Source organism: Pseudoalteromonas sp. SR45-6, from assembly GCF_014163545.1.
GTDB classification, from domain to species: Bacteria; Pseudomonadota; Gammaproteobacteria; order Enterobacterales; family Alteromonadaceae; genus Pseudoalteromonas; species Pseudoalteromonas rhizosphaerae.
Window position 1 is genome coordinate 13,721 of the sequence record NZ_JACJDM010000039.1, and the last position, 24,950, is coordinate 38,670.

General features: G+C 40.3%; 22 protein-coding genes. 7 read left to right on the plus strand and 15 right to left on the minus strand.

All coding sequences use genetic code 11. The features are described from left to right. Positions 1 to 15: 15 nt before the first annotated feature. From H5158_RS15695 to ilvG, 5 genes are all read right to left on the minus strand, one after another. A complete protein-coding gene (locus H5158_RS15695; protein ID WP_182740394.1) occupies positions 16 to 1,065 on the minus strand; it encodes an ABC transporter substrate-binding protein in 1,050 nt (349 codons plus the stop codon). Between the two features lie 156 nt (positions 1,066 to 1,221). Continuing rightward, positions 1,222 to 2,772, minus strand: a complete 1,551-nt coding sequence (gene ilvA, locus H5158_RS15700; protein ID WP_182717671.1) for a threonine ammonia-lyase, biosynthetic — start codon at positions 2,770 to 2,772, stop codon at positions 1,222 to 1,224. 2 nt (positions 2,773 to 2,774) lie between these two features. Further along, positions 2,775 to 4,631, minus strand: a complete 1,857-nt coding sequence (ilvD, locus tag H5158_RS15705) for a dihydroxy-acid dehydratase (RefSeq protein ID WP_145238380.1) — start codon at positions 4,629 to 4,631, stop codon at positions 2,775 to 2,777. Between the two features lie 115 nt (positions 4,632 to 4,746). Beyond that, entirely contained in the window at positions 4,747 to 4,989 is a 243-nt protein-coding gene (gene ilvM, locus H5158_RS15710; RefSeq protein ID WP_145238377.1) for an acetolactate synthase 2 small subunit, read from the minus strand. Further along, on the minus strand, positions 4,986 to 6,635 hold the full coding sequence (gene ilvG, locus H5158_RS15715; protein ID WP_182740395.1) for an acetolactate synthase 2 catalytic subunit: 1,650 nt from the start codon (positions 6,633 to 6,635) through the stop codon (positions 4,986 to 4,988). Before ilvG ends, ilvM begins: the two co-directional genes overlap by 4 nt. A gap of 567 nt (positions 6,636 to 7,202) precedes the next feature. Here ilvG and H5158_RS15720 point away from each other — a divergent pair. From H5158_RS15720 to H5158_RS15745, 6 genes are read left to right on the plus strand one after another with little or no spacing between them, the layout of a single operon-like run. Beyond that, the gene (locus tag H5158_RS15720; protein WP_182740396.1) at positions 7,203 to 8,870 is read left to right on the plus strand and encodes a phosphoethanolamine transferase; all 1,668 of its coding nucleotides are present in this window, start codon (positions 7,203 to 7,205) and stop codon (positions 8,868 to 8,870) included. Further along, a complete protein-coding gene (locus H5158_RS15725; protein WP_182717668.1) occupies positions 8,863 to 9,237 on the plus strand; it encodes a diacylglycerol kinase in 375 nt (124 codons plus the stop codon). The genes H5158_RS15720 and H5158_RS15725 overlap by 8 nt, the downstream gene beginning before the upstream one ends. Beyond that, complete coding sequence (locus H5158_RS15730) at positions 9,228 to 11,192, plus strand: LTA synthase family protein (protein ID WP_182740397.1); 1,965 nt, start codon at positions 9,228 to 9,230, stop codon at positions 11,190 to 11,192. Before H5158_RS15725 ends, H5158_RS15730 begins: the two co-directional genes overlap by 10 nt. A 56-nt stretch (positions 11,193 to 11,248) precedes the next feature. After that, positions 11,249 to 11,923 (plus strand): response regulator transcription factor, encoded by a 675-nt coding sequence (locus tag H5158_RS15735; RefSeq protein ID WP_182717666.1) that lies wholly within the window; start codon positions 11,249 to 11,251, stop codon positions 11,921 to 11,923. Beyond that, positions 11,904 to 13,352, plus strand: a complete 1,449-nt coding sequence (locus tag H5158_RS15740) for a sensor histidine kinase KdpD (protein ID WP_182740398.1) — start codon at positions 11,904 to 11,906, stop codon at positions 13,350 to 13,352. Before H5158_RS15735 ends, H5158_RS15740 begins: the two co-directional genes overlap by 20 nt. A 46-nt stretch (positions 13,353 to 13,398) precedes the next feature. Continuing rightward, the gene (locus H5158_RS15745; RefSeq protein WP_182717664.1) at positions 13,399 to 14,277 is read left to right on the plus strand and encodes a TraB/GumN family protein; all 879 of its coding nucleotides are present in this window, start codon (positions 13,399 to 13,401) and stop codon (positions 14,275 to 14,277) included. Between the two features lie 474 nt (positions 14,278 to 14,751). Here H5158_RS15745 and H5158_RS15750 read toward each other — a convergent pair whose 3' ends face one another. From H5158_RS15750 to modF, 9 genes are all read right to left on the minus strand, one after another. Then, positions 14,752 to 15,027: a DUF6881 domain-containing protein gene (locus H5158_RS15750; RefSeq protein ID WP_182740399.1), complete on the minus strand. Its 276-nt coding sequence runs from the start codon at positions 15,025 to 15,027 to the stop codon at positions 14,752 to 14,754. Between the two features lie 66 nt (positions 15,028 to 15,093). Then, positions 15,094 to 15,729: a DUF4272 domain-containing protein gene (locus H5158_RS15755; RefSeq protein ID WP_182717662.1), complete on the minus strand. Its 636-nt coding sequence runs from the start codon at positions 15,727 to 15,729 to the stop codon at positions 15,094 to 15,096. 111 nt (positions 15,730 to 15,840) lie between these two features. Beyond that, on the minus strand, positions 15,841 to 16,152 hold the full coding sequence (locus tag H5158_RS15760) for a hypothetical protein (protein ID WP_182740400.1): 312 nt from the start codon (positions 16,150 to 16,152) through the stop codon (positions 15,841 to 15,843). An 18-nt stretch (positions 16,153 to 16,170) separates the two neighbouring features. Continuing rightward, positions 16,171 to 16,491 (minus strand): hypothetical protein, encoded by a 321-nt coding sequence (locus H5158_RS15765; RefSeq protein ID WP_149982584.1) that lies wholly within the window; start codon positions 16,489 to 16,491, stop codon positions 16,171 to 16,173. A 97-nt stretch (positions 16,492 to 16,588) separates the two neighbouring features. Next, a complete protein-coding gene (locus H5158_RS15770) occupies positions 16,589 to 16,915 on the minus strand; it encodes a hypothetical protein (protein ID WP_149982583.1) in 327 nt (108 codons plus the stop codon). Positions 16,916 to 17,483: 568 nt separating this feature from the next. Then, on the minus strand, positions 17,484 to 18,047 hold the full coding sequence (locus tag H5158_RS15775; RefSeq protein WP_182717660.1) for a hypothetical protein: 564 nt from the start codon (positions 18,045 to 18,047) through the stop codon (positions 17,484 to 17,486). 122 nt (positions 18,048 to 18,169) lie between these two features. Continuing rightward, positions 18,170 to 19,219 carry an ankyrin repeat domain-containing protein gene (locus tag H5158_RS15780; RefSeq protein ID WP_182717659.1) on the minus strand — a complete coding sequence of 350 codons (1,050 nt, stop codon included), beginning with the start codon at positions 19,217 to 19,219 and terminating at the stop codon, positions 18,170 to 18,172. Between the two features lie 442 nt (positions 19,220 to 19,661). Next, positions 19,662 to 20,444, minus strand: a complete 783-nt coding sequence (locus tag H5158_RS15785; RefSeq protein ID WP_220491332.1) for an RES family NAD+ phosphorylase — start codon at positions 20,442 to 20,444, stop codon at positions 19,662 to 19,664. A gap of 514 nt (positions 20,445 to 20,958) precedes the next feature. Further along, complete coding sequence (modF, locus tag H5158_RS15790) at positions 20,959 to 22,401, minus strand: molybdate ABC transporter ATP-binding protein ModF (RefSeq protein ID WP_182740401.1); 1,443 nt, start codon at positions 22,399 to 22,401, stop codon at positions 20,959 to 20,961. A gap of 145 nt (positions 22,402 to 22,546) precedes the next feature. Here modF and H5158_RS15795 point away from each other — a divergent pair, with 145 nt between their 5' ends. Then, positions 22,547 to 23,164 carry a hypothetical protein gene (locus tag H5158_RS15795; RefSeq protein WP_182740402.1) on the plus strand — a complete coding sequence of 206 codons (618 nt, stop codon included), beginning with the start codon at positions 22,547 to 22,549 and terminating at the stop codon, positions 23,162 to 23,164. Between the two features lie 6 nt (positions 23,165 to 23,170). On the opposite strand, the gene H5158_RS15800 is transcribed toward H5158_RS15795, so the two are convergent. Then, positions 23,171 to 24,898 carry a response regulator gene (locus tag H5158_RS15800; protein WP_182740403.1) on the minus strand — a complete coding sequence of 576 codons (1,728 nt, stop codon included), beginning with the start codon at positions 24,896 to 24,898 and terminating at the stop codon, positions 23,171 to 23,173. Positions 24,899 to 24,950: the final 52 nt, after the last annotated feature.

The window sequence follows — 24,950 nt, forward strand, 5'->3', positions numbered from 1 at the left end:
CATTTCATTTATGCATTATACGCTTTTTCTGAACATCAAGCGTAAATAAAGTGGTATCGATAACAAACTAATTATAATTGCTGTAATAAGCATCCACGACATTTTAATTTTTTCAGGTTCAACATACTGGTAAATAAAGCCATCTTGCGCCTGATTAAAGGCATCTTGCTCAATCCCGTATAGATCAGCAATCAACCGCCATTTCGCTATCGACATAGATCCTAAATTAGTGCCAGGTGGTAAAATATAATCACTCAATACTTCAGCTTCATAGGCAAGCTGAGAAAAGCTTTTATCAGGTGCGTATTGGTGTTGAGTTAATGCAATTGTTTCATCCATATGCATCATTGCATAGCGCCAGCCCTTTAAGCTGGCCTGATAAAATGCTTCAACTGTTTGCGGATGTTGTTCGAGCATATTTTCTGTGGTGTAAAGAATATCGCTATAAACATTAATTCCATACTTCTGCGGGCAAATAAGTCTATAGTCGATGCCTTGCTCACGCATTATATACGGCTCATTAGTCACGTACACTTGCATCGCATCAATACTCCCAGCTAACCAATCCGTAATGCTGTTACCACTTTCATAAGAAGGTAAATTATTTGTTTGGATACCACTGCGTTCGAGCATTACCAATAATTCGGCATTTTCTTTGCGGCTGATACTGCTAAGACGCTTATTGACAAAATCCCGAGGATGAAAAATATCGGAGCTTTTTTTTACCATCCAACAATAAGGAGAAAATTGTAAAATAGCAGCCATTGCCACCAAGGGTTTACCTGCGATCCGTTGCTGTAAAATACCTGAGTGCCCGACCCCGAAGTGAGCTTGGCCAGCCAACACTTTACTAAAGGTATCTGGGTTCTCAGGATCTGCCGGTAAAATAGTGACGTTTAGCCCTGCCGCTTTGTAAAAGCCTTGTTGCTGAGCCATATAGTAACCAGAAAATTGAAATTGATGCGTCCACTTTAGTTGTAAAGTCACATCCGCTGCCGCAACACTTTGCCCGCTGAGTATAAGCAAAGTAGCATAAAGCTGAAATTTCAGTCCTTTTAATGACAAATCGTAATCTAATTAGTTGGCTAATATTGCTATAACTATAAACCCAAGACATTGAGTTTGCAAAGAGACAAAAAAGCACCTCAATTGAGGTGCTTGCTTATACTAAAACCACCTCAAGCTACAGAATTCGTATCTTGAGGTGGTTTTAGTATATATTTAATTATTAACCGCTTTCACCCTATCAATGGGACGTTGAGTAGTTAAAAATTGGGTAAAACATGGATTCAGTGTTTCATCTTGCACACTGTAACCTAAGCGATTTAAATGCTCGTTGAATACCTCATACTGACTAGGCTCAATCGCAAACCCTGCTAATACATTACCCATCGAACCACCATGATTACGATAATGAAACAAAGTAATATTCCAATTGCTACCTAAGGTATCTAAAAAGCGCGCTAGTGCGCCTGGATATTCAGGAAACTCAAAGCGTAATAACCGCTCATGCATCTGCTCAGGTGCTTTACCACCAACCATATAACGAACATGTAATTTAGCCAGTTCGTTATCTGATAAATCACAAAATTGATAGCCATTGGTGGTTAAATCAGCTGTCAGTTCATCTAACTCTTGCTGACCTTGGCGCAGTGCAACACCAACAAATATTTGCGCTTCACCAGGGCCTGCGTAACGGTAGTTAAATTCAGTAATTGCGCGACCACCTAATGAGGCGCAAAACTGTTTAAAGCTGCCTTTTTCTTCATTGATGGTTACTGCTAACAACGCTTCGTTTTTCTCTCCCAGCGCAGTACGCTCAGCCACATAACGTAAGCGGTCAAAGTTTAAGTTTGCGCCAGATAACACAGCTGCTAAATGCAGCCCTTTTTGGCCTGTTTGCTGACACCATTTTTTCAGCCCAGCCGTTGCCAGCGCACCTGATGGCTCAGCAATCGCACGGGTTGAAACAAAAATATCTTGCATCGCCGCACATATTTCATCACCGGTTACAGTGACTACTTCATCACAAAACTTTTGCGCTAAACGAAAGGTTTCGGTACCAATAATTTTTACCGCAACACCATCGGCAAAACTGCCAACCCGTTCAAGCTCGACGGGCTTGCCTGCTGCAAGTGCCGCTTGTAAACAGGCACTTTCATCAGCTTCTACACCGATTACTTTTATATCTGGGCGCAATGACTTTATATACACGGCCATACCAGCAAGTAAGCCACCACCACCAACTGGAATAAATACCGCATCAAGTTGATTAAGCTGCTGCATTAATTCACGTGCAACCGTGCCTTGCCCTACAATTACATCAGGATCATCAAATGGAGGAACAAATATGCCGTCGCGCTGCTCAGTAAGTTCTAGTGCATAAGCTTTGGCAGCATCAAAATGATGGCCATGTAAAACCACTTCGCCACCAAGCGCACGTACCGCATTGACTTTGATTTCAGGGGTCGTCACTGGCATTACAATCGTTGCTTGATGCCCTAAGTGTGACGCACTGAGCGCCACCCCTTGAGCATGATTACCAGCTGAGGCAGTGATCACCACTGAACCGGCTGGCAGTTTAGCCAGTTTGTTGTATGCACCACGCAGTTTAAACGAATAAACTGGCTGCTGATCTTCGCGCTTTAGCCATACTTGATTACCAAGACGAGCACTGAGTTCAGCCATTTCGCTAACCTCAGTAACTTTTGCCAGTGGTTCCATATTAGCCTGGATAATAGCGCGAAAATAATCGAGCTCTTGAGAAACCATAATTAACTAAGCTCCTCCAGTTTGGCTAAATCACGCACCGCGCCTTTATCAGCACTGGTTGCAAGTAGCGCATACGCTTTTAGCGCAGATGATACATAACGTTCACGATCGAGTGGTTTGTAAGCTTGTTTACCACGAGCAAGTTGCTTTTGCTTACGCGCTTCAAGTTCTTCATCTGTTAACGCTAACGTGATTTCGCGGGTAGCGATATCGATAATAATTTTATCGCCGTTTTCAACGTAAGCAATGGCACCGCCACTGGCAGCTTCTGGTGAAACGTGGCCAATTGATAAACCTGACGTACCGCCCGAGAAGCGACCATCGGTTATAAGTGCGCACTGCTCAGCCAAACCTTTTGATTTTAAGTAACTGGTTGGATAAAGCATTTCCTGCATGCCAGGTCCGCCTTTCGGTCCTTCGTAGCGAATAACGACTACGTCACCGGCTTTTACTTCGTCATTTAAAATGCCTTCAACTGAATCATCTTGTGATTCATACACCACGGCGGTGCCTTCAAAGTGTAGCATTTCATCAACCACACCCGCGCTTTTCACAATACAACCATCAACAGCTAAATTACCCGATAGTACGGCTAAGCCGCCATCTTGGCGAAACGCATGTTCAACGCTACGAATACAACCATGTTCACGGTCATTATCGCCTTCATCCCAACGACATTCTTGGCTCATTGCTTTGGTGGTACGAATGCCCGCAGGTCCCGCTCGGTAAAACTTTTGTGCTGCTTCGTTGTTTGGATCAGTGGCATCCCATTTTTTAACTAGCTCTGCCATAGTCATGCCAGCAACATGGTTTACCGACAGATCCACTAAGCCAGCTTTGCCAAGCTCGCGAATTATTGCCATCATGCCACCAGCACGATGCACATCTTCAATATGGTATTGCGCGGTTGCAGGCGCTACTTTACATAAGAAAGGTGTTTTACGAGATAACGCATCAATGTGCGACATATCAAAATCAACACCGGCTTCTTGCGCAGCGGCAAGTAAATGCAATACGGTATTTGACGAGCCACCCATAGCAATATCAACCACCATGGCATTCATAAACGCGGTTTTATTAGCGATAGCACGCGGCAAGACTTCTTTATTATCTTTTTGGTAATACTCACGGCATAAATCAACAATTCGTGCACCGGCTTCAACATACAGTTGTTTACGATCTTTATGAGTCGCAAGTGTAGTGCCGTTACCAGGTAGTGCGAGGCCAATTGCTTCTAATAAACAGTTCATTGAGTTGGCGGTAAACATGCCCGAACACGAGCCACAGGTAGGACACGCTGAGCGCTCTACTTGCTCTGAGTCAGCATCACTTACTGATTCATCAGCACCTTTTACCATGGCATCCACTAAATCTAGTTTGATATCAATATTAGCAAGCTTAGTTTTACCGGCTTCCATTGGGCCGCCAGACACAAAGATTACTGGAATGTCTAAACGAAGTGCCGCCAGCATCATCCCAGGGGTGATTTTGTCGCAGTTAGAAATACAGATCATTGCATCGGCGCAGTGACCATTTACCATGTATTCAACTGAGTCAGCAATTAAGTCGCGCGATGGTAATGAATACAGCATACCGCCGTGGCCCATGGCAATACCATCATCAATGGCAATAGTATTAAATTCTTTTGGCACACCACCCGCTTGAGTGATGGTTTCTGCCATAAGCTCACTGAGTTGGTTAAGATGCACATGACCCGGTACAAATTGCGTGAACGAGTTTACAACCGCAATAATCGGTTTGCCAAAATCGCTATCTGTCATTCCTGTTGCACGCCATAATGCACGAGCACCTGCGCGCTTTCGACCTTCAGTTGTTGTTGCACTTCTTAATTTAGCCATAGTTACCTCAGTGTTTGCAGTTACTTTTAATATGTAACTGACATCCTCATTCTTAAATTTTTATTGCTAAGGGGAAAAGACCCAATAGCCCTGTTGATTTAGTTTTTACAGCAAACTACATTGCTTGCTGTTGTAAATTTTCTAGCGTTACTTGCTTAACGTCCACCAGCTTATTGAGCTGTGTGGTTAATAAGTGAATTGGCTTATCACTGTCGACCGTCATAGCCACATGGTAATGACCATCATCCATATTCAATTGAAAATGGGTTAAATCAAAACCACGATGACGAACTACACGCAAAAAGCGCTCAACGGCGATACTTTGATTTTTTAAAGCGACTGTTAAACTGTGTTTCATTTTCCACTCTCCGTCATCATTTCGTCATTCGCGGCACCCGGCGGTACTAGCGGCCAAACATTTTCTTTATCGTCAATACAGGCATGTACTATATAAGGACCTTTACTATTTACTAATGCTGTAATTGCATCATCAACTTGGTTAGCGTGGGTGATCGTTTGCCCAGCAATACCAAATACGGCAGCCAATTGCACAAAATCAGGGTTATCTGATAAATCAGTTTCAGAATAACGCCCTTCAAAAAATAACTCTTGCCATTGACGAACCATACCTAAACGTTGGTTATCCAAAATTAATATTTTTACCGGTAAATTGTTACGACGAATAGTGGCTAACTCTTGAATGTTCATCATGATTGAACCATCACCAGAAACAGTGATCACAAAATCATTTGGTCGAGCGACTTGCGCACCAATGGCCGCAGGTAAACCAAAGCCCATAGTGCCTGCGCCACCACTACTTAAATGGTTGCTTGGATGACTAAACTTCATATGTTGTGCCACCCACATTTGGTGCTGACCAACATCACAACACACAACGCCTGTACTTGGCATCCGCTGGCTTAGTTGGCTTAATAAATACGGGGCATATACTTTTTCGCCCGGATAGTCATAACGCCATGCATGTTCAATCATCATCTCTTTGGCATGATCACGCCATGCTTGTTCAGTTACAAAGCACTCTAATTGCGGCAATGAGGTTTTTAAATCAGCAACTAATGATGCTTTAACTGGTTTACGCTTACCAATTTCAGCAGCATCTATATCTAAATGGATCACTTTTGCTTTAGCCGCAAACTTGCCTAAATTGCCTGTTACACGGTCATCAAAGCGCGCACCGATGCATACTAGAACATCACACTCTTGTACCGCTAAATTTGCAGCTTGGCCGCCATGCATACCTAACATACCTAAGTTATATTCGTAATCAGGTAATACACTGCCTAATGCTTTTAGCGTTGAAACCGCAGGCATTTGGGTTTTTTCTAAAAATTGCATTAGCTGCACTTGCGCATCAGCCGCCTGTACACCGCCGCCAACATAGGCAACAGGCCGTTTGGCTTCGCTTAATAGTTGGTTAGCAATAGCCACTTGCTTTAAATCTAACATCGGTAAGTAATCATCAGCCGCAAGCCAAGGATGAAAAGGCACTTGCGCCATTTGAATATCTTTTGGTATATCTACTAACACAGGGCCTGGACGACCTGATTGCGCTAAATGCATGGCTTCTTGCAGTATTTCGGCTAAATCTTCAGGACGTTCAACCATATAACTGTGCTTAGTGCAGGATAATGACATACCTAATACATCAATCTCTTGAAACGCATCAGAGCCAATGGCAGCAGTTGGTACTTGGCCTGTGATCGCAAGTAATGGTACTGAGTCCATCATCGCATCAGCAAGCGCGGTGATTAAGTTAGTAGCCCCAGGGCCTGAAGTCGCAAAACACACCCCAAGTTTACCCGTGCTACGAGCAAAACCAACAGCAGCAAAACCCGCACCTTGCTCATGACGAGTGAGATAATGTTTAACCGGCGCACCATACAGCGCATCGTAAATTGGCATGATTGCCCCACCAGGGTAACCAAATACTTCTTTTACGCCGTGTTTGGCTAATAAATCAATTGTTAACTCTGCGCCTGTCATTAAATAATCCTCATTCCTCAGTGACATATCTATACTTAACTATTGCTAAACCCTGAAACTAAAAAGCCCCCCGACTGGTTAAGTGCGGGGGGCTTTTATAATGCTTTACGTATTTTTAAAGCACTAAGTAGCCCCCGCGGTAATAATAATCACCACGACGTTAATAAGGACTAGGTTTAGTGCGTTTGTAAGCATGTAATAAATACCAAAATTTGTTAATTTACGAAGGAATTGCAACTCCCCCGCTGTCTTTTTATATTAGTACCGCGATGGGAGTGCTAAGTCAACCTTAAAATCAATCTAAAAAAACACTCACCAATCAATTTTAAAGGCATAAAAATCCAATATGTAAGCCTAAATAGATTAATTTTCCTAATATATGAAGCTATTGATATTTCATACCTCGTTATAACCAATTACTGGTTTGATTAATTTTTGACGAAATCACAATAAATCATTCTTTTTTAAATCACCTCATTCAGGAAATGACTAGTTACCCTTAAGTGTTTCTTAAGTCTTGGACTCTACCATGCAGGTATTAAATTATTATTATTGAGTTCTCAATTTATGTTGGTAAGCCAATTTCTCAGCACAGGTTTTAAAAAGCGCTTCTACATTACCTGTAGCGCCAATACTTTTATCATCGCATTAGCATGTTATTACTGCTTAATCATCAATATCCCTTTTATGCATGGTGCATTTAACGCAATCACCACATTGCCCTCTTTTTCGTGGTTATTTTTACTCTCAGTGCCGTTACTGTTGCTGTGCTTATTAATTATTTTCTTTTCAATATTATCTAGCCGCTGGCTACTCAAACCAATTAATTACATATTATTGTTAAGCTCGTGCGCCGTTCTTTACGGCACTTTAAATTATGGAGTGGTATTTGACTATTCTATGATTCAAAACACTTTTGAAACTGACGGTCATGAAGCAGCAAGCTATCTTAACTTGCAATTTATTATATTCTTTTGTTTGTTCGCCTTACTGCCGCTATTGATTTTAATTAAAACTAAGGTTCGTTTTCGTCTGGTTACCAATGAATTGGTGAGCCGGAGTAAACTGCTGCTGGGCTGCTTTGCCTTAATCGCCGTAATTGTATTGAGTTTTTATGCCGACTATGCCGCTACCGGACGTAACAATCAATTATTAAAGAAAGAGTTAATTCCATTCCAATATTTAAGCAGTGGCTATAAATATATTCGCGATCAATGGCTGGTCTCTGACGAACCATTTCAAATTTTAGACCCAGCACCAGTACTAAGTGCATCACAACACACGCAAGTAACCGTTATCGTGGTAGGTGAAACAGCACGTGCTGAAAACTTTACTTACCAAGGCTATACACGCGATACCAACCGTTTCACTCGACCTTTCAAAGTAACGTACCTGAACAATGTAGCGTCCTGTGGAACCGCAACAGCGGTATCGGTCCCTTGTATGTTCTCACAACAAAACCAAGCTGAGTTCTCACGTAACGAAGCTGATAACCAGCAAAATATTCTCGACATAGCTCAAAGTGCTGGCGCTGATGTGTTGTGGGTTGATAATAACAGTGGCTGTAAAAATGTCTGTAATCGCGTTACCAACATTACCATCAAGGTAGATAACTCTGCACTTTGTGAACAACAGCATTGCTATGACGAAGCGTTACTAGCACCACTTAAACGTAAACTAGCTAATTTAAGCCAAGCTAATACGGTCATTGTATTGCATATGATGGGCTCTCATGGACCCACTTACTTTCAGCGCTACCCAGATCAATTTAAGCAATTCACACCAACCTGCGACCGCAGTGATATACAAAACTGTAGCACTGAGCAGTTAGTTAATACTTATGACAACACCATAGCGTATAGCGACTACGTAAATTCATTAATGTTAACCGAACTAAATAACTTACCTGACAATATTGATAAAACCTTTGTATATATTTCAGATCACGGTGAGTCGCTCGGCGAAAATGGCGCCTACTTACATGGCTTTCCGTATAGCTTTGCTCCTAGTGGCCAAACCCATGTCCCTATGTATATGTGGGCTGCCAAAGGCAACCAACGTATTACAGAAAGTTGCTTAAAGAGTGTTGATCAACAACAAGCTGCTTCTCACGACAATATCTTCCATACATTAATAAGTCTAATAGGCATCAAAAGTAAAGCCTATGAACAGTCTTTAGATTTAGTAAGTAACTGTAAAGCAATTAATAAAAAAGTGAAAAACAATAATGAATAATTCGAAAACGGTACTCAAACGCCAAGGACTACTACGCCTTTTATTTACCTTACGCCATACTTTCAATGGCTTAAAATGGATGACGCGATTTGAAGCTGCATTTCAGCAAGAACTCGCGCTATTTTTATTACTTGGAGTGTTTGCGTGGCTGGCGAATATTCCCACCAGCGATAAACTTATTTTAATTGCCAGCTTGCTGTTTGTACTATTCGCCGAGTTAGTCAATACCGCGATTGAAGTGGTGGTTGATCGTATTGGTACAGAACATCATGAACTCTCTGGGCTGGCTAAAGATATTGCCTCTGCCAGTGTATTTATAGCAATGATGATTAGCACACTGGTTTGGTGGGCTATTTTATGGGCATAACTGATAAATTTAGTCTTGCGCAACTACAAAATAGACTCGGTCCATATTGGGTATTGCTAACATTTTTTAGTTTATCGCTAACTATGTTAACCCTGGCTCGTTTTAGCTTAAGTGTATGGCAAGGTGAGCGAGTATTTAGCTCTCATGCTTGGCTAAATATTTTTGTTGGCGGCTTGCGCGTTGATACGGCTACCTTAAGTTATATTTTAATGCCGGCATTGTTGTTGATAATTATCAGCACATTAGTCTCTAAACAGCAGCTTATTCGTGGCATCATTAAATACTATTTATTGCTAATGACCGCGTTGCTGATCTTCTTTGAAGTGATCACTGCGACCTTTATTAGTGAATATGATTTGCGTCCAAACCGCTTATTTATTGAATACTTAATATACCCAAAAGAAGTCTCTCGCATGATTTTTGCGGGGTATAAAATAGAGGTATTCACCACTTTATTATTCTTGATCGTTGGGGTAAAACTGGCTACAAAAGTTTTTACCAGCCAATGGCGTAGCCACTGTCAGTTGCCAATCATAAAACACTCCTTATTGGTGATTAGCTTACTGTGCTTAACCGTTCTAGGTGCACGTAACTCACTAGGTCATCGACCGTTAAACCCTGCAATGGTGGCATTCTCAACTGATCATTTACTTAATGATCTTAGTCTTAACTCGTTGTATAGCGTAGCCTTTGCAATTAAACAACTCAGTAATGAAAAATCAAGCCAAGACTTTTATGGCACCATGGCCGAAGAGGAATTATTAGCCTTAGTACGCGCGAGTATGCAAAATGAGCAAGCTGTTTTTAACGATGCCAGCGCACCAACCAAAACCTTTCATCAAGCGGCGTATCAAGGGAAGCCCAAAAACTTAGTTATCATTTTGCAAGAAAGTTTAGGAACACGTTATGTGGGTACTTTAGGCGGCTTACCTTTAACCCCTAATATAGATAAACTTTATCAGCGAGGTTGGGGGTTTGATAATCTATACGCCACGGGCACACGCTCAGTTCGCGGTATAGAAGCGGTTATTACTGGATTTACCCCCACCCCTTCTCGCGCAGTAGTAAAGCTTGATAAATCGCAACGTGATTTTTTTACCATTGCTGACTTTTTAAGCAAACAAGATTACCAAACCCAGTTTATTTACGGTGGTGAAAGCCACTTTGATAATATGCAAAGCTTCTTTTTGGGTAATGGTTTTCAACACATTGTAGATAGTAATGACTTTGCCAATATTGATTTTAATGGGTCATGGGGTGCATCGGATGAAGACTTATACAACCAAGCAGATATAGAACTCACCAAGTTGCAGCAGCAAGGGCAGCCATTTTTTAGCTTAGTATTTTCCAGCTCTAACCATAGCCCGTATGAGTTCCCTGATAATAAAATTGCACTTTACGATAATGAAAAACAAACTCGCAATAATGCAGCAAAATATGCCGATTATGCGCTAGGCACCTTTATCGAAAAAGCAAAGCAATCAAGTTACTGGGACGATACCGTCTTTATAGTGATTGCTGATCATGACTCGCGCGTATCGGGGGCAAGTTTAGTACCAATTGATCACTTTCGTATTCCTGCGGTTATTTTTGGTAAAGGTATCAATGCCAAGCGTGATCATCAGTTGGCTAGCCAACTTGATATTCCGACGACATTATTATCATTGATTGGAGCCAGTGGTGAACATCCGATGATAGGTCGCGATCTTACGCAGCCAATCGCAGATAATAAACAACGCGCAATGATGCAATACGATAAAAACTTTGCCTACATAACCGGTAATAGTGGCCAAGGTAATAAGGTCGTAATTTTACAACCACAAAAACCAGCAACCACTTATATATACACACAAGATAAATTAGTGCCCACCAGCAACGACCCACAATTGGTGAAAAAAGCATTGGCACATGCCAATTTAGGTAATTTAGCCTATCAAAAGAGTTGGTATCATTAATCTATAAGCCTTGCTAAAGTAGCAAAGCGAACATGTTATTTAATTGAGTTAAGATCATGAAGATACTCGTAATCGAAGATTCTGAACCGCTTAGACGCAGCCTAGATGTAGGCCTTAATAATCTCGGTTTTACCGTGGACGGTACCGGTGATGGTTCACACGGTTTAAGCATGGCACTGTGTGGCGACTATGATTTAATCATTCTCGACTTAATGCTACCAAGTGTTGATGGCATGAGTATTCTCAAGGCACTGCGTAGCAGCTCGAGTCAAACTCGGGTATTAATTTTATCTGCTCGCTCTGAAGCACAAGACAAAATAAACGGCTTAATGAAAGGTGCTGATGATTATCTAACGAAACCGTTTTCGTTTGAAGAACTACATGCCAGAGTACTGGCGCTGTCTCGGCGAGGCCAATTACAAAACCAGCAAAACACACTCTGTGTAGGAGAATGCGTGTTAGATTTGAGCTTAAAAACACTGCATTATCAGCAGCAGCCTATAAACCTTACTCGCAACGAATATAAAATCATTGAGTGCTTATTTAGTGCCAAAGAACGGGTATTAGGCCTTGAGATGATCAGCGAAGCCGTGGTCGGCCAATTTGATATGCTGTCAAAAAATGCGCTAGAAGCGCATATTTCAGCGATCCGCAAAAAAGTACGGCTGCTCGGCGGCGAACTACCAATTAAAAATAAACGTGGATTTGGTTATGTCGCCTCTCAAAACTGAGCTGCCAAAAACTAAACGTCACTCTATCAAGCGTAAACTAGTCAATAATATTAGTGCCGTACTATCGATTATTCTGGTTACTATTTTTTTAACCGTCGATTTGAGTGTTGATTCTTGGGTTGAAAATCAATTTAATCAATCTTTAACTAATAAATCTAATTATTTAAAAACCTTAGTAAAAGATCATAATGGCAAACTAGAATTTGATTTTGCTGGCGAGTTTATGTCTGAATATGAGCAGGCCAATGCCAGCGAATTTTATCAGCTATGGCACGAACAACTGACGTTTGAAAAATCAGATTCATTGCAACTATATCAAAATATTGATTTACCCAATTTAGCTATCCCCATTAACGAATTTAAAATTATTGATTACACTCTGCCTAACGGTGAAGAGGGTCGCGCTATGATCAGCCACTTCATTGCCCAGCAAGAAAATGAAGCAGCGCGCGGCAGCGGTCATTTTAAGACCATGGTTTTAACTATCGCCGCTCCTATTTCATCATTAAATAAAGTATTACTGATCATTGATGTGGTTTTTATTCTGACCTGCATTATCGCAGTTTTTGGAGTACGTTATTTAGTCACTCGAATCGTTAACCGTGGCCTCTTTCCACTGAACAACTTAAATGAACAAATAAAATTACTCGATATCACTGGCGCCTCACAAACTATCAAAAGCGACTTTCAAGTAGAGGAAATTGAACCTATTCGTAATGAGCTGAATAAATTTATTACCACCAATCAACAGCTCTATCAAAATGAAAAACGCCTAACCAGCGACATCGCACATGAATTAAAAACACCAATTTCTGAGCTGATCAGCTTGTCGGAAGTGGCACTGCGTTACCCTGATGATGAGCGTATTAGCGCCACATATACCAGCGACATTTTGGCTATATCACAGCGTATGAAAACCATCGTCAATAACTTACTGCTATTACAACGCGCAGGTAGTAGCGCTGTAGAGCTCAATTTAGAAAGCGTTAATTTAAGTGACTTTATTACGCAATTAAGCAATGAACTGCAGTTTAAACATGCCGATATTGAGCAGCGCTTACAGCTAGATGTTGCAACTGAGCTGATGCTCACCGCTGACCGATTTTGCCTGCATACCATTTTATCTAACTTGCTCGATAACGCATTGTTTTATGGGCTTAGCACCCAACCTATCAACTTACAGGTCAAACAAACTAAATATCACACCACAATCACGCTATGCAACGCTTTAGCTAAGCCTTTAAGTGAACAACAACTTGAGGCTATTTTTGATCCCCTTTACCAGCTTGATAGCTCACGAACGAATAACCAACGCCACGGCTTGGGGCTAGCGATAGTTAACAGTTTATGTAATCTCAACAACTTTACCATCAGCGCAAAAAACAAGCCAAACTCTCGCTTAGCATTAATTTTAACGTTACCCAATTAAGCGTATTGGTTTAATATGGATATATACCCAACCAATAAGGACAATTATGAACCTCACTCAGCGTATTAGCAGTTACTTTATTTTATCCCTTTTACTGTGTATTAGTTTTGCTAGCCACAGTGAACCTGGGTTGTGGCAAATAGAAAAAAATGGCGTTAAATCATATTTGTTTGGCACTGTGCATGTCGGTGATGCCACTATGAAAGGGCTACCTAAAAAAGTAACCGACGCGCTTGATGCCAGCGATCAAGTAATTGTTGAAGTCGATGTTAGTGCAATCAGCCCGATGGAAATGCAGCGCCGCTCTATGCCATTTATGATGCTAAAAAACGGTAATACTCTACAAAGCGAATTATCTGAGCAAAACTATAAAAAGCTTCAGCAATACTTCAGCAACAAATCAATTGATATAGCGATGTTTAATAACCTAGCCCCATGGGCCGTAATGGTTACTATGCTGCAAATGGAATTTCAAAATATTGGTTTTTCTGATCAATATGGCATTGATAAACAAGTGCTTGCCTATACAAAAGCGAACAATATACCGGTTGGCGAATTAGAAACTCTCGAATATCAAATGGAGATGTTTAATAATCTATCGTTGTTAAGTAACGAAATGATTGAAGAAACGTTTGAACAGCTTGCCGATGTTGAAACCTACTTTATAACCTTAGTTAATGCATGGAAAAATGGCGATATGGCCACCTTAACTAAGTACTACAATGAAAGCTTTGACGACAGCAACTACGGTGAGATCAGCGAACAAGTTATGCTGATTGAACGTAACAATAACTGGATAAAAGAGCTCACACCTCGCATTGGTAAAGAAAAACTATTTATCGCCGTAGGCGCCCTGCATTTGCCAGAACAACACGGTTTATTAAAGCAGTTTAAAAACCAAGGTTTTACAGTAACTCGCCTGTAATTACTCACGAAAAGACAACTCACCTGCTTGGCTAGTAATAGCCAAGCGGTTATAGGTATCAATGCAAAAGCGGCTATAATTTTTGACAAGCTTTTGCAAAAAACTCTTACTTAAAAAGCTGTTATGGCATTTATTTAGCAATAAACTCACCACTTTATGCAAGTATTTTTTCAAATAATTCTATTGCACTATGGCTCTCTTCATCCGATCCCCATTGAGATGCCTCACCCCAAATAACTCCCCACTCATCAGACTAAATACTTATATCTGACAACCGTGACGATTTATCTGAATGTGTTACACATAAATAATTTCCATCAAATTCGATAGTGAAGCTATGCTTAGAAAAAGCAGATTCACATGCAGCTCTAAAATCAGCAGACTCTGGCGGTGAAAAAAACTCGATATGCTTCTTTGAGCTTCCCTGTTTATGAGACACTTTATATTCTTGCATATTATTGATGCCTCAAGCAGCTATGGTACATATTTCTGCCATAGCTGCTCAAATTCTTGTTTTGAGATACTTATTCCCTGAAATTCAACATCAGAGTTTATCTCCTCTAGTTGCGGCACTTCAACAATACCGAGCATCGTATTTTCGGTGTGGGTTTCACCCGAAGCAAATCCAAGCTTTCCATTACGACAAAACTCAAGCTTGCGGAGTTCAAAATTATCATCACCAATTTCGGATACGAGACGAAACGGCTCATCTTCAAGGTCATGTATCCACTCGACATCAATGTATCTCATATTTATCTCCAATAGCGCCATCACCCGCCAATTAGCTGACCTCGGGTGATCACCCTGCTATATTTTTTATGTGTCTTGAGGGACATCATCCCAATCTAATTGTTTATCAAGACACCAGCTTAGCGCTCGACGGCGCTCCATGATTATGCTCATATTAAAATTATCATGGGGGTCATTATTAAGTTGGTAATGCCTACAACTCCACATAGCTCGATAATATACATCTCTCATTTTATATATTTCTTCAAACGAGCGGATTTTAATATCTTTCGTAAACTTTTCTGGGCCTTCTTCTTGCTGTAGATCCGGGCAGTAGTCGATCATATCGTCCGGTATTGGGTATGGAAAACTGAGGTCATCGAATTTATTCATAACCCAAATCAACGCCCAGAGTGACTCAAGATACCAATGTAAATTGATTTTATCTTGCTCACTTATGTTTTCTTGGGATTGTGTAAGAATAGTTTTCTCAACGTCTGACAAGTGTTCAGCTAGTTGGTTTTCATCGATATAGTTTTTTATGAAGTCAATTGGGGCGTTGAATGCAATATTGATCATTGCATTCATAATCAGTGCTCTATTTATGATCTCACTATCTGATCTCATCTGTGAGATATCATAGACAGGAAGCCAATCACAAATTTCCCCATCAAAACTTGAAACAATAGTTTCGCTTTCTTTTTTAATTGCTTGAGTATCCATAACCTCTCCCTAATTTTCCCTAAATATAACAAGCCTGTAAAATTGCTCGTTTTAAATTTATTGCCATTGATGTATCAACCATAGCTGAGCTCATATGTATTAGTGGCTAACTCAATATTCACCAGAAATAATTAATTCACTTTGCGATTTTACGACTATGAAAGCAACCGAGTTTTGCTTACTTGTGAAACCAACAGAACAAATAGCCATACTACCTAAGCCACATGTCACTTCAGGATATTGTTCGCTGATGGAAGTTTCACCTTCTTGGTTTGGCACTAGCTGCCAACCACTGTTTAAAAACTCACGTTTAACTACTTCATAGCTTTTTCCTTTATACTGAGAAAAATCTAATTCATCAGCATGCAAAACCGCATTACTGCTGAATATTAAAGCAAACAGGCATGCAAACTTAAATTTCAAATATACAGCCTAAACTTGTTAAGGGCTGACTTCGTAGCCATGTTCGGTTATCAGTAGTGATAGTAAGCCCTCTAATTGCACATCAGTTTTTGGGATAAACGTTACATCGCCTGCATCCGAATCGTGATCAAGCGTTAGTTCTTGGCCCAAAAAATTGTAAACTCGACTAAATACCCCAAAAGGTAGAAATACAGATTCATCTTTTAACTCACAGAATGAGTCTAATATGAGTTGTGCATTTTTATATGCAGCATACCCATTAGGATCGATGTCGTAGTCTGGTAATACCGATGCCCGCAAAAATCCTGACATTTTATATTTTCGTAATTTATTGCTCATAGGCTCTTAACGCGAAGCTTTTAATAAACAGTTCGAAATTTTTCATTGTAATTATCTTCATGCCCACGTCACGCAGTCAGTGTCAAATAATCACTTATTAGCTACCTAATCGAGATAAATAGTTTCTTGCACATTCACCGACGAAACGCCGGCCAGGATTAGTGCCAGCAATCCAGTCCTCAATGGGAAAAAGATCAAATAGGCCGACTTTCACAAGCGTTGGCACAGCAAGTTCTAGCTCTTTCTCTACTAGCTCTCGCTCGCCAGCATTATAAAGATTAATGTTATATAACATTGTTGCCACGGTTCCTGTCTGAACCCGACTCCCATCTTTTAAATGAACTGAAGGTAAAACCTCCCCGTCCTTAACTACTTTCTGATTTACAGTAGCCAGCTGTTCTGTATTTTCGACATTAGTTTTCATTCAGGATAACCCTATTTCAAGTAGTTAACGAACTTGTAGAATAACGCAATTTTATTTTTATTTATTTCTCAACCATAGCCGAGTTGCTATTTTGATTCAATCGTTTGCTGATTTTCTACTTTGATCGCTATTACCATAATTGATTTCAAAATGTGAATGACCGAAAATTCGTATTTTTCGAATTACTGACATTTACCTGTCGTTTGCCATTTAAATGTTCACAATCCCCTCATGTGATACTGGCTATGCTACAGCACCATGCCCCTGTGTAGATTATCAGTTGCAACTAAACTCTTTGCTAACAAGCCGCCTATGCGCCACTCAAATGATTGAATTTTCTAATTAAACGAAAAAATATTCCATATTGAAATGGGGTCTTAAATTCTTCTCATATACCGCTTTTAAATAACTGCCATTTGGACATTAACTTACTCTTTTTTGAGTTTATTTGCCTAACGTACTGGCTACTGCTGTACATAAGAATAGTTAAAAACCATAACGTTAAAGATGTATGGGGTAACGTCAGAATAAAGCGTTTCCCCCATATTCAACCGACGACATGTTCGGTTTAGTTAAGATCCGATATGATCCGCTTGAGAGCATCGAGTTCAACTTTATCATTTCGTTGTTCCCAAGCATTCATAATATCTGCAACAGCCAACCCATGTTCATCAGCCAATGCAGAGCGTAACGCCCAAGCCACTAGATGATTGGGGTTTTTCCAACCGTCATATAAATCATAAATATGATGATCTGATAAAAACACTTGTGATCCGCTACTGTTGGTCATCACAAACCAATCACCAACTGGGTCAGAGCCTAATGAAAATAACTCATCGTCACGTTCAAAGTCATCCAACTCTTCTCTGAAGTTAAAACCAATCATATCCTGTCTAAAAGGCCATAAAAACGGAAACTTGCCGCTCGAAACAAGCTGGAAATAGGCTTCAATCCAAGAATGCCATTGCGGTGAAATAATCGTTTTACATCGAGATACTACTTCCTCTTTTAATACAACCGGTGAAATATAGTCTAACTCTTTCAACGCTTTGCATTCTTCAAGAAACTGGACTGGAAAATAGTTATCGGGGATCGGATTAGTAATAATTTCGAGTAATTGTTCTTCGTTCACTTAATTTTCCTATTTAAATAATACAGATGGAGTCTCATCAATAACTGATGACACTAGTAATTAAAATACCTTGCATAGAGCAAATAAAAAGCACATAGCAGATGGCCTCAGTAATAAATACTTTAACGTTTATAGCTGGGGGTTTCTAATTTAATTGGATGAGTGTTTTTTGAAATCCACTTAACAGCATATTGTTGCAGCTGAGTGGTCTCATCCATTAACAGCTCCATATCGGAAACTAGATTACTTAATGCAGCAATTTCTTTTTCTTCCAATGAATTGTGTGAAGCAATATGCTTAAGATAAGCATTGCACATTTGCCGGTATGCGCGATCCCAATTAACACCACCATTACCATACAGCTCATCAGTCACTCGCCCTGCGATACGAATAACTTCACCTTGTACGGTTAATGCTGCGCCTTTAGGCGGGACTAAATAATCCCAAAGGTTATCGTATGTTTGCTCCCAAGTATCACCAACTAACTCAATAGCTGACTGTCCGTCGTGAAGCAAACGCGTTGCCACAGGCGTTACACCATATAAGCGATACAAATTATTTAAGGCGTGACTGTACTCATCTACACTATCTTTATTAAAGTCTTCTCGCATAAACTCGAACTTATCGCCAATAGCGGTCACCAATTCTTGCATTTTAGGCGTAATTTCTACGCCATAACGAACGAATAGCTCTGTCATATCAACCATACTGGGAATATCCAAATTGCCGCAGCGCTGCAAGCTGTATTCTAATGGTGTTAAGTCATATTCATTTTTAACGTTAATATCCGCACCGGCCGCAAGCAATACTGCCGCATTGTGGACGTTATGAAAGGTTACTGCGCTATGCAGTGGCGTATTGCCCGCTTTACTTTGAAAATTTACGTCCGCTCCCATTTGAATAAGAACGTCCAAGTTCGAGTGTATAGCGCCTGCTCTAAGGTGTAGCGGCGTATTGCCATAGGTATTTAAATAATGCAAATCCGCGCCACTATCAACAAGCCACTTTGACAACTCATCGGGACAATGACTAAACCCTAGTGCCGATACCTTACCGTAGCCGCTGTAAGCATCCAGCTCGCATTTGTCAAAAATAGTGATAAGAGTCGAGAGATTTTCTTTTTTGATCAGCTCATCAAAATTCTTGGGAAGTGTTTTTCTTTTTCGTGCCATGGTTACGTACTCTATCCTTTGTATATAACATATTCACTGTGCGCTAAGGAACTGGGGGTCTATATTTTATATAATATCCCGAAGACTGATATGGCTTATTTTAGAGGCGCTATTATACAAAAATAATTTCCCTATAGATCGGTGTTTTTAACAGACAAACGGTAATTCCCCCATTTTTAATGGAGGCGAGCTGTAGAATCACTCGTTTTTAATTTATTGTTATTGATGGTTCAACCATAACCGAGTAGCTATTTTGCTCCCCCCTCATTTACTGCTCATTCATTACTCTTTGTGCAAAAAAATTAGTGAATTATTCACAATAAGGTTAAGAGGCCTGCACTTTAGAGGAAGTAAACGAATTTGTTTATTGATTTAGAATTGACCATCATTATATAAAAACAGTCAAAAAGAACACTATTGCCAGAGTTAAGGCTCATATGTGTTATGTGTTGCCACGCTCCGCTGTCAAAGATGAGCTTTCATCCAACCTCTCGAAGTCATATTTAACCTTAGATACGACAAACAAGTCACACTGAACAACTGCCGCATCATTTAAATTAAAAAGGACATAATTATGCCCTTTAGTTAAAGAGCTTTTATAAATAATCCCGTCATACCCTTTCGATTTAATAAACTCTGATATTATTTGCGTCGGCGCATATTCTGATTTGGAATTAGATTCCGTTACAGGCCAAGAAAAAGCAATATCCATCGCAGCCCACACAGCGTCAATTTTCTGCTCAATAGAAGGTTCGTCGATGTAAAAATATGGGTACTGCTCGGCCTCAGCAGTCTCCGAAAAATCTATCAACTTCATATCCTTTGTCAAATGCAATTTAGCGATTGTTACGGGTAATCCAGGCCAAGGCCTCACTTCGTGTACCGCAGTTTCTGCATCTGCTGCTACATATAAACAAGGGTTCCCTTTTAAGTTCGCTCTCCCCTCTGAGGGGCTATTGCTCAAGGGTTTCATTCGCTTGAATGAATAAGGAATACGCTTATCAACATGGAACTCTTGTTCTGCACTATCAGTAGCCTTTTCCTTATCGCATCCAGTTTGTGCACGCCATACCACAGAACCAGATTTCAAGGTTTTAATCCTGTCATTACAAGTGTCATTAATTGAATTTAGAAATTCACTCGACTCATGATCTAAAGTGTAGTGCAACTTAGAGCACGCTTTTTTAGAAAAGTCAGAATAGCTTAACCAAGATTTGAAGCTCATTCATACTCCTTAGTTTGTAGTAACACATAACACTTACAACAAGCAGTTTTGTGACGTTCTTCCACAAAATTATTCTACTACTAGCATCTAAATCAGGTGAATATTATATTCTTGGCCAGCAATTATCACCAAAATACCTGAATGCATGAATGCATGAATGCATGAGATGGTCTATCAATTTTGATAAATGTAACCTGAGCTGCTACTTCCATTGAGCTATCCTTGTCATATAAAAATTTAATCAAAGAGCACGTTCCTCTTTTATACAAAAGGCGCGTTCTCTTATTTACATTACTCATTAATAACAAATTATGTAACTGTTTGCTATCCATATACCCAAACCACCTCTTGATGCAGAATTAAGCATTTATCTGGTGCTTAATATCAAGGCGTTACTTCGCAAGAGTGTCTGTTGGGTTTCGTTTTACTCAACCACAACCTACGGCGATAAACTTAACCCCGAGCTGCTCTGGTTTTTCCTAGCGCCTGGCCTCTAAAACCTAGAACCTTTTCCTTACCTAAAATCTGCCATATCTAAATAGTGCTCTATCCCGGTAATTTTATCTTTCGCATGATGATTGACATAAATCACTGTGCTACTGCCGGCAGCGCATATTTTTTCGATTAACAGTAAAACACGCTGCCGATTGGCTTCATCAAGCCCCAAACATGGCTCGTCTAAAATCAGTAATGTAGGGTGTTTTACCATAGCGCGGGCAATCAATAGCATGCGTTGGTCACCAAAAGACAGTTGTGTAAATGGGGTGTTTTTTAACTCACTCAAACCTAATAATGCTAACCATTGTATGGCGATATCAAGCTGAATTTGAGTTGGCTTTTGATACAAGCCAATGCTGTCGTAAAAGCCTGACACTATGGTATTGAGCGCCGAAATACTAACCCGATATTCCATATGCAAAGCATTCGAAATATAGCCAATATGCTGCTTAATTTGCCAAATACTCTCACCACTGCCGCGTTGATAGCCAAACACTTTAATATCATTGTTATAACACTGCGGATTATCGCCAGTGATTAAGTTAAGCAGGCAGGTTTTGCCGGAGCCGTTTTGACCACTGAGCTGCCAATGCTGTCGTGCTTTGATTGTCCAATTTAAGTGGCTAAAAATAACCTTGCCACTGTAACTGACCATAGCATTTCGCAATCTTACTAACTCAGGCTCATTAAACTCTGGGGCACTGTGTGCCACGTCTTTGCTAGGAATCGTTAAATCAGTTTGTTGTAGGTGTAATAATTTAAATAAATCATCGCGCTGCTTAAGGTCAGGAGTTGCTAGTTGCTGTTGTAATTCGCCATTTTTCACATAACCATAATGCGTAATAAATACGGGGATTTCATCTAACCGATTAACCACAAAGACCATGGTAATGCTGGCACTTAGTTCGATTAATACGCTACGTAATAGCTCAACGCTTTGTACATCCAAACCGTCAAACGGTTCATCAAGCACAATCAGTTCGGGCCGATTACTCAGTGCTTTAATTAACATTAGTTTACGTGTTTCCCCGGTTGAGAGTGCGCGCAAACGTTGCTTAAGCAATGTCTCAAAAGCAAACCCTGTAATTAACTGCTGGCATAGCTGTTGATCAAAACATGGGCTTGATTGCTGATAAATCAGCTCTGACACCAATTTAGGGCTAGTTTTACCATCGGTGATGTCGTCTTGATCAGCTAATAACTCAGCGGTAATCAATTGCTTTTGCAGATCTGAAGAGACTATTTCTGTACGCTTAAAATCACAACGTCGTGTACCACTGACAATATTAGCTTGATCGAGTAATACTGCTGTTATGGCTGATTTTCCTGCTCCGTTACCGCCAAGTAGCACCCAATGCTGAGCGCTCTCAACCTGCCAAGTTAGCTTACTTACGAGAAAACTTTCGCGTTCATTGGTACCAAGGTTAGCCGTCACATTATTGAGTTTAATTGACTGCACAGCGATCCTTTTTAGCTCTTAAATTAATTAGTTTGAAAATACATGACTTTTATTAGCATGGCTATAGAATAAAATTCACGCGGTTTAAACCTTTTTAAATCTGCTAACGTCTAATCTATAAAGCCATTAACAACGAGTAAAAATAATGAATACACTTAGTATCTCTAGTTTAGCCGTAATCTTATTAACCAGTAGTTTAGCTGCTCATGCTGAGCAAAAAATTGAACAGATCTTTGATGTCACTGCCAAGCAGGCATTGGCGATCAACGTGCCCGTTGGCAGCCTAGAACTTAGCACCCATCAAGGCAACCAAGTAACCGTGTCGATTGAGCTAAAAGCGAAAAATGATAATTGGTTTAGTGATGATGTTGCACTTGAAGATATCACTTTAAAACATCAACAAAGTAGCGATAAGCTGAGCCTCTCGATTGATAATGACGATGTGCAACAAAGCTGGCTGGTAAGTATACCAACAACCATGGCGATAGATTTAGAGCTAGGTGTTGGCGATATTGAAGTAAATAATTTTGCTAATACTGCCAGCATCGATGTCGGTGTGGGCGCAGTACGGATCAGCAGCGCGTTAGCTGACTATCAAACGATCACCCTAGATAGTGGTGTTGGCGACACCAAAATAGCAGGCATGAAAAATGATGCTAAACATAGCCGTAAGCTGGTCACCTCAACTAGTAAATATAACGGTGGCGGCCAATACCGCATTAACGTTGAAGTCGGTGTAGGCGATATTAAAATCAGCCACTAAAAATTATCAGCCCTCGTTAAATACATTCATGAGGGCTTTTTTAATATCCGCAACCGAAAATGGTTTATAAACATGTACATTAGAGCCAAGTTCATAAGTTCGCTCTAAATCACTTGGCGCAGTGTTGGCGGTGATCACAATGATCGGAACCGTTGAATTTAATTCTTTGCGAATGATATCTATCGCTTGAAAGCCATCCATAACCGGCATGTTCAAATCCATAAAAATCACATTAAACTCACTTTCAGCAATTTTTTGTGTTGCTATTAAACCGTTTTCAGCCACTTCAACGGTGTAATTAAGCTCGGTTAAAATTCGTGATAAAATTGTTGCGTTTAATAAATTGTCTTCCACAATTAAGCAATGCAGTTGTGCGGGTAAGTTGCCTTGATTCGTTAGTAGTGCAGCTTTAGATAATGGCAAACGGATCTTAATCTGTGCACCATGCGGTATGACATCTTTAAACTCAACGCCGCCTTGCATAGCACTGACAATATGTTGCACACGTGCCAAACCGGTTTGTAAGCCCTGAAAGTCATTGCTCTGTTCTATACTATGATGATTTAAATATGGATAGCATTGAGCAAAACCAACGCCGCTATCAGCGACCACTATTTTAATATGGCCATCTTGGTAACTAACGGATATTGAAACCTGCCCAGTGCTAGTAAATTTAATGGCATTACTAAGTAGCTCGGTAATGATTTGCTGCAATCGTAAATGATCAAACTCTGTATAGCGATCTAACTCAGGACTGAGTTTTACTTCAAACTTTAACTGTTTGTTATCACAGGCAAACTGAAAAGGTGTAATAGCCGACTCAAGCGTGGTTATTAAATTACGCTTGATAAATTTTAACTGCCATTGCCCAGTATTAAACTGCTGTAGTTCATGTAACTCATCCAGCATACTTACAATCCTGCTGGCACAATATTTTGCTTGTTTTTGCAATGCTTGCTGAGATTCTGATAGCTGAAGTTGCTCAATCGAGTCTATCAGCCCTTGTAGCGGTGTTCTAAATTCATGACTTGCCCGTGCGATAAAGCGCTCTTTATAAGTGCTTATCTGCTCTGCTCGCAACTTTTGTTGTTGGTATTTATTAATCGCAGCGATAATTTGCAGCTCCATAGGCTGAAATATAAATTTCAGCTCAATGAATAGCAACACTAAAGTTAATAGCCAAAAAGCCAGCTCTAGGTTGGACAGCACTCGGGTTTTGAACTTTGCTTGTTGTTCAAATAGCGAGACTGCACCATCAAGCTCCTTGAGCAAGCGTTCAACCTCTGCAACTGTAAATCGCTTTTCTACTTTGCTTACACTAGGATCATTTAACAGTTGCTGCACTTTAGCCAAATACGCTAGCGACGTTTGCGCAAGATTAATCGGTGACGAAAAATAATAAGCAACCAACTCGTCGTCTAAATATAAATAATCGCCATTAGAATGCTGTTGCACTAAAAATTCATGCCCTGCTCTAAACTCTGCGCTCGCTTTAGCTAATACATTACGATGTAATTTAATATTGCTACCAATCTCAGTAACCATGGCATTACTATGCCAAGCGATTTTTTGTGACAACATCCGCTGCTTACCTGCAACATTGATAATATGAGCATCGTCTTTTTGCACAAAAAACATAAACTGAATAAGCAAAGCACTCGCGCTCGAGAGAATCGCTATCGCTAATAACGCCCAACGATAGCGCGACCGAATATTAGCAATAATTTGAATCATAATAGGCCCTATTATTTTTTAATAAGTGTAGACCAAAGGGGATAAAGTGACA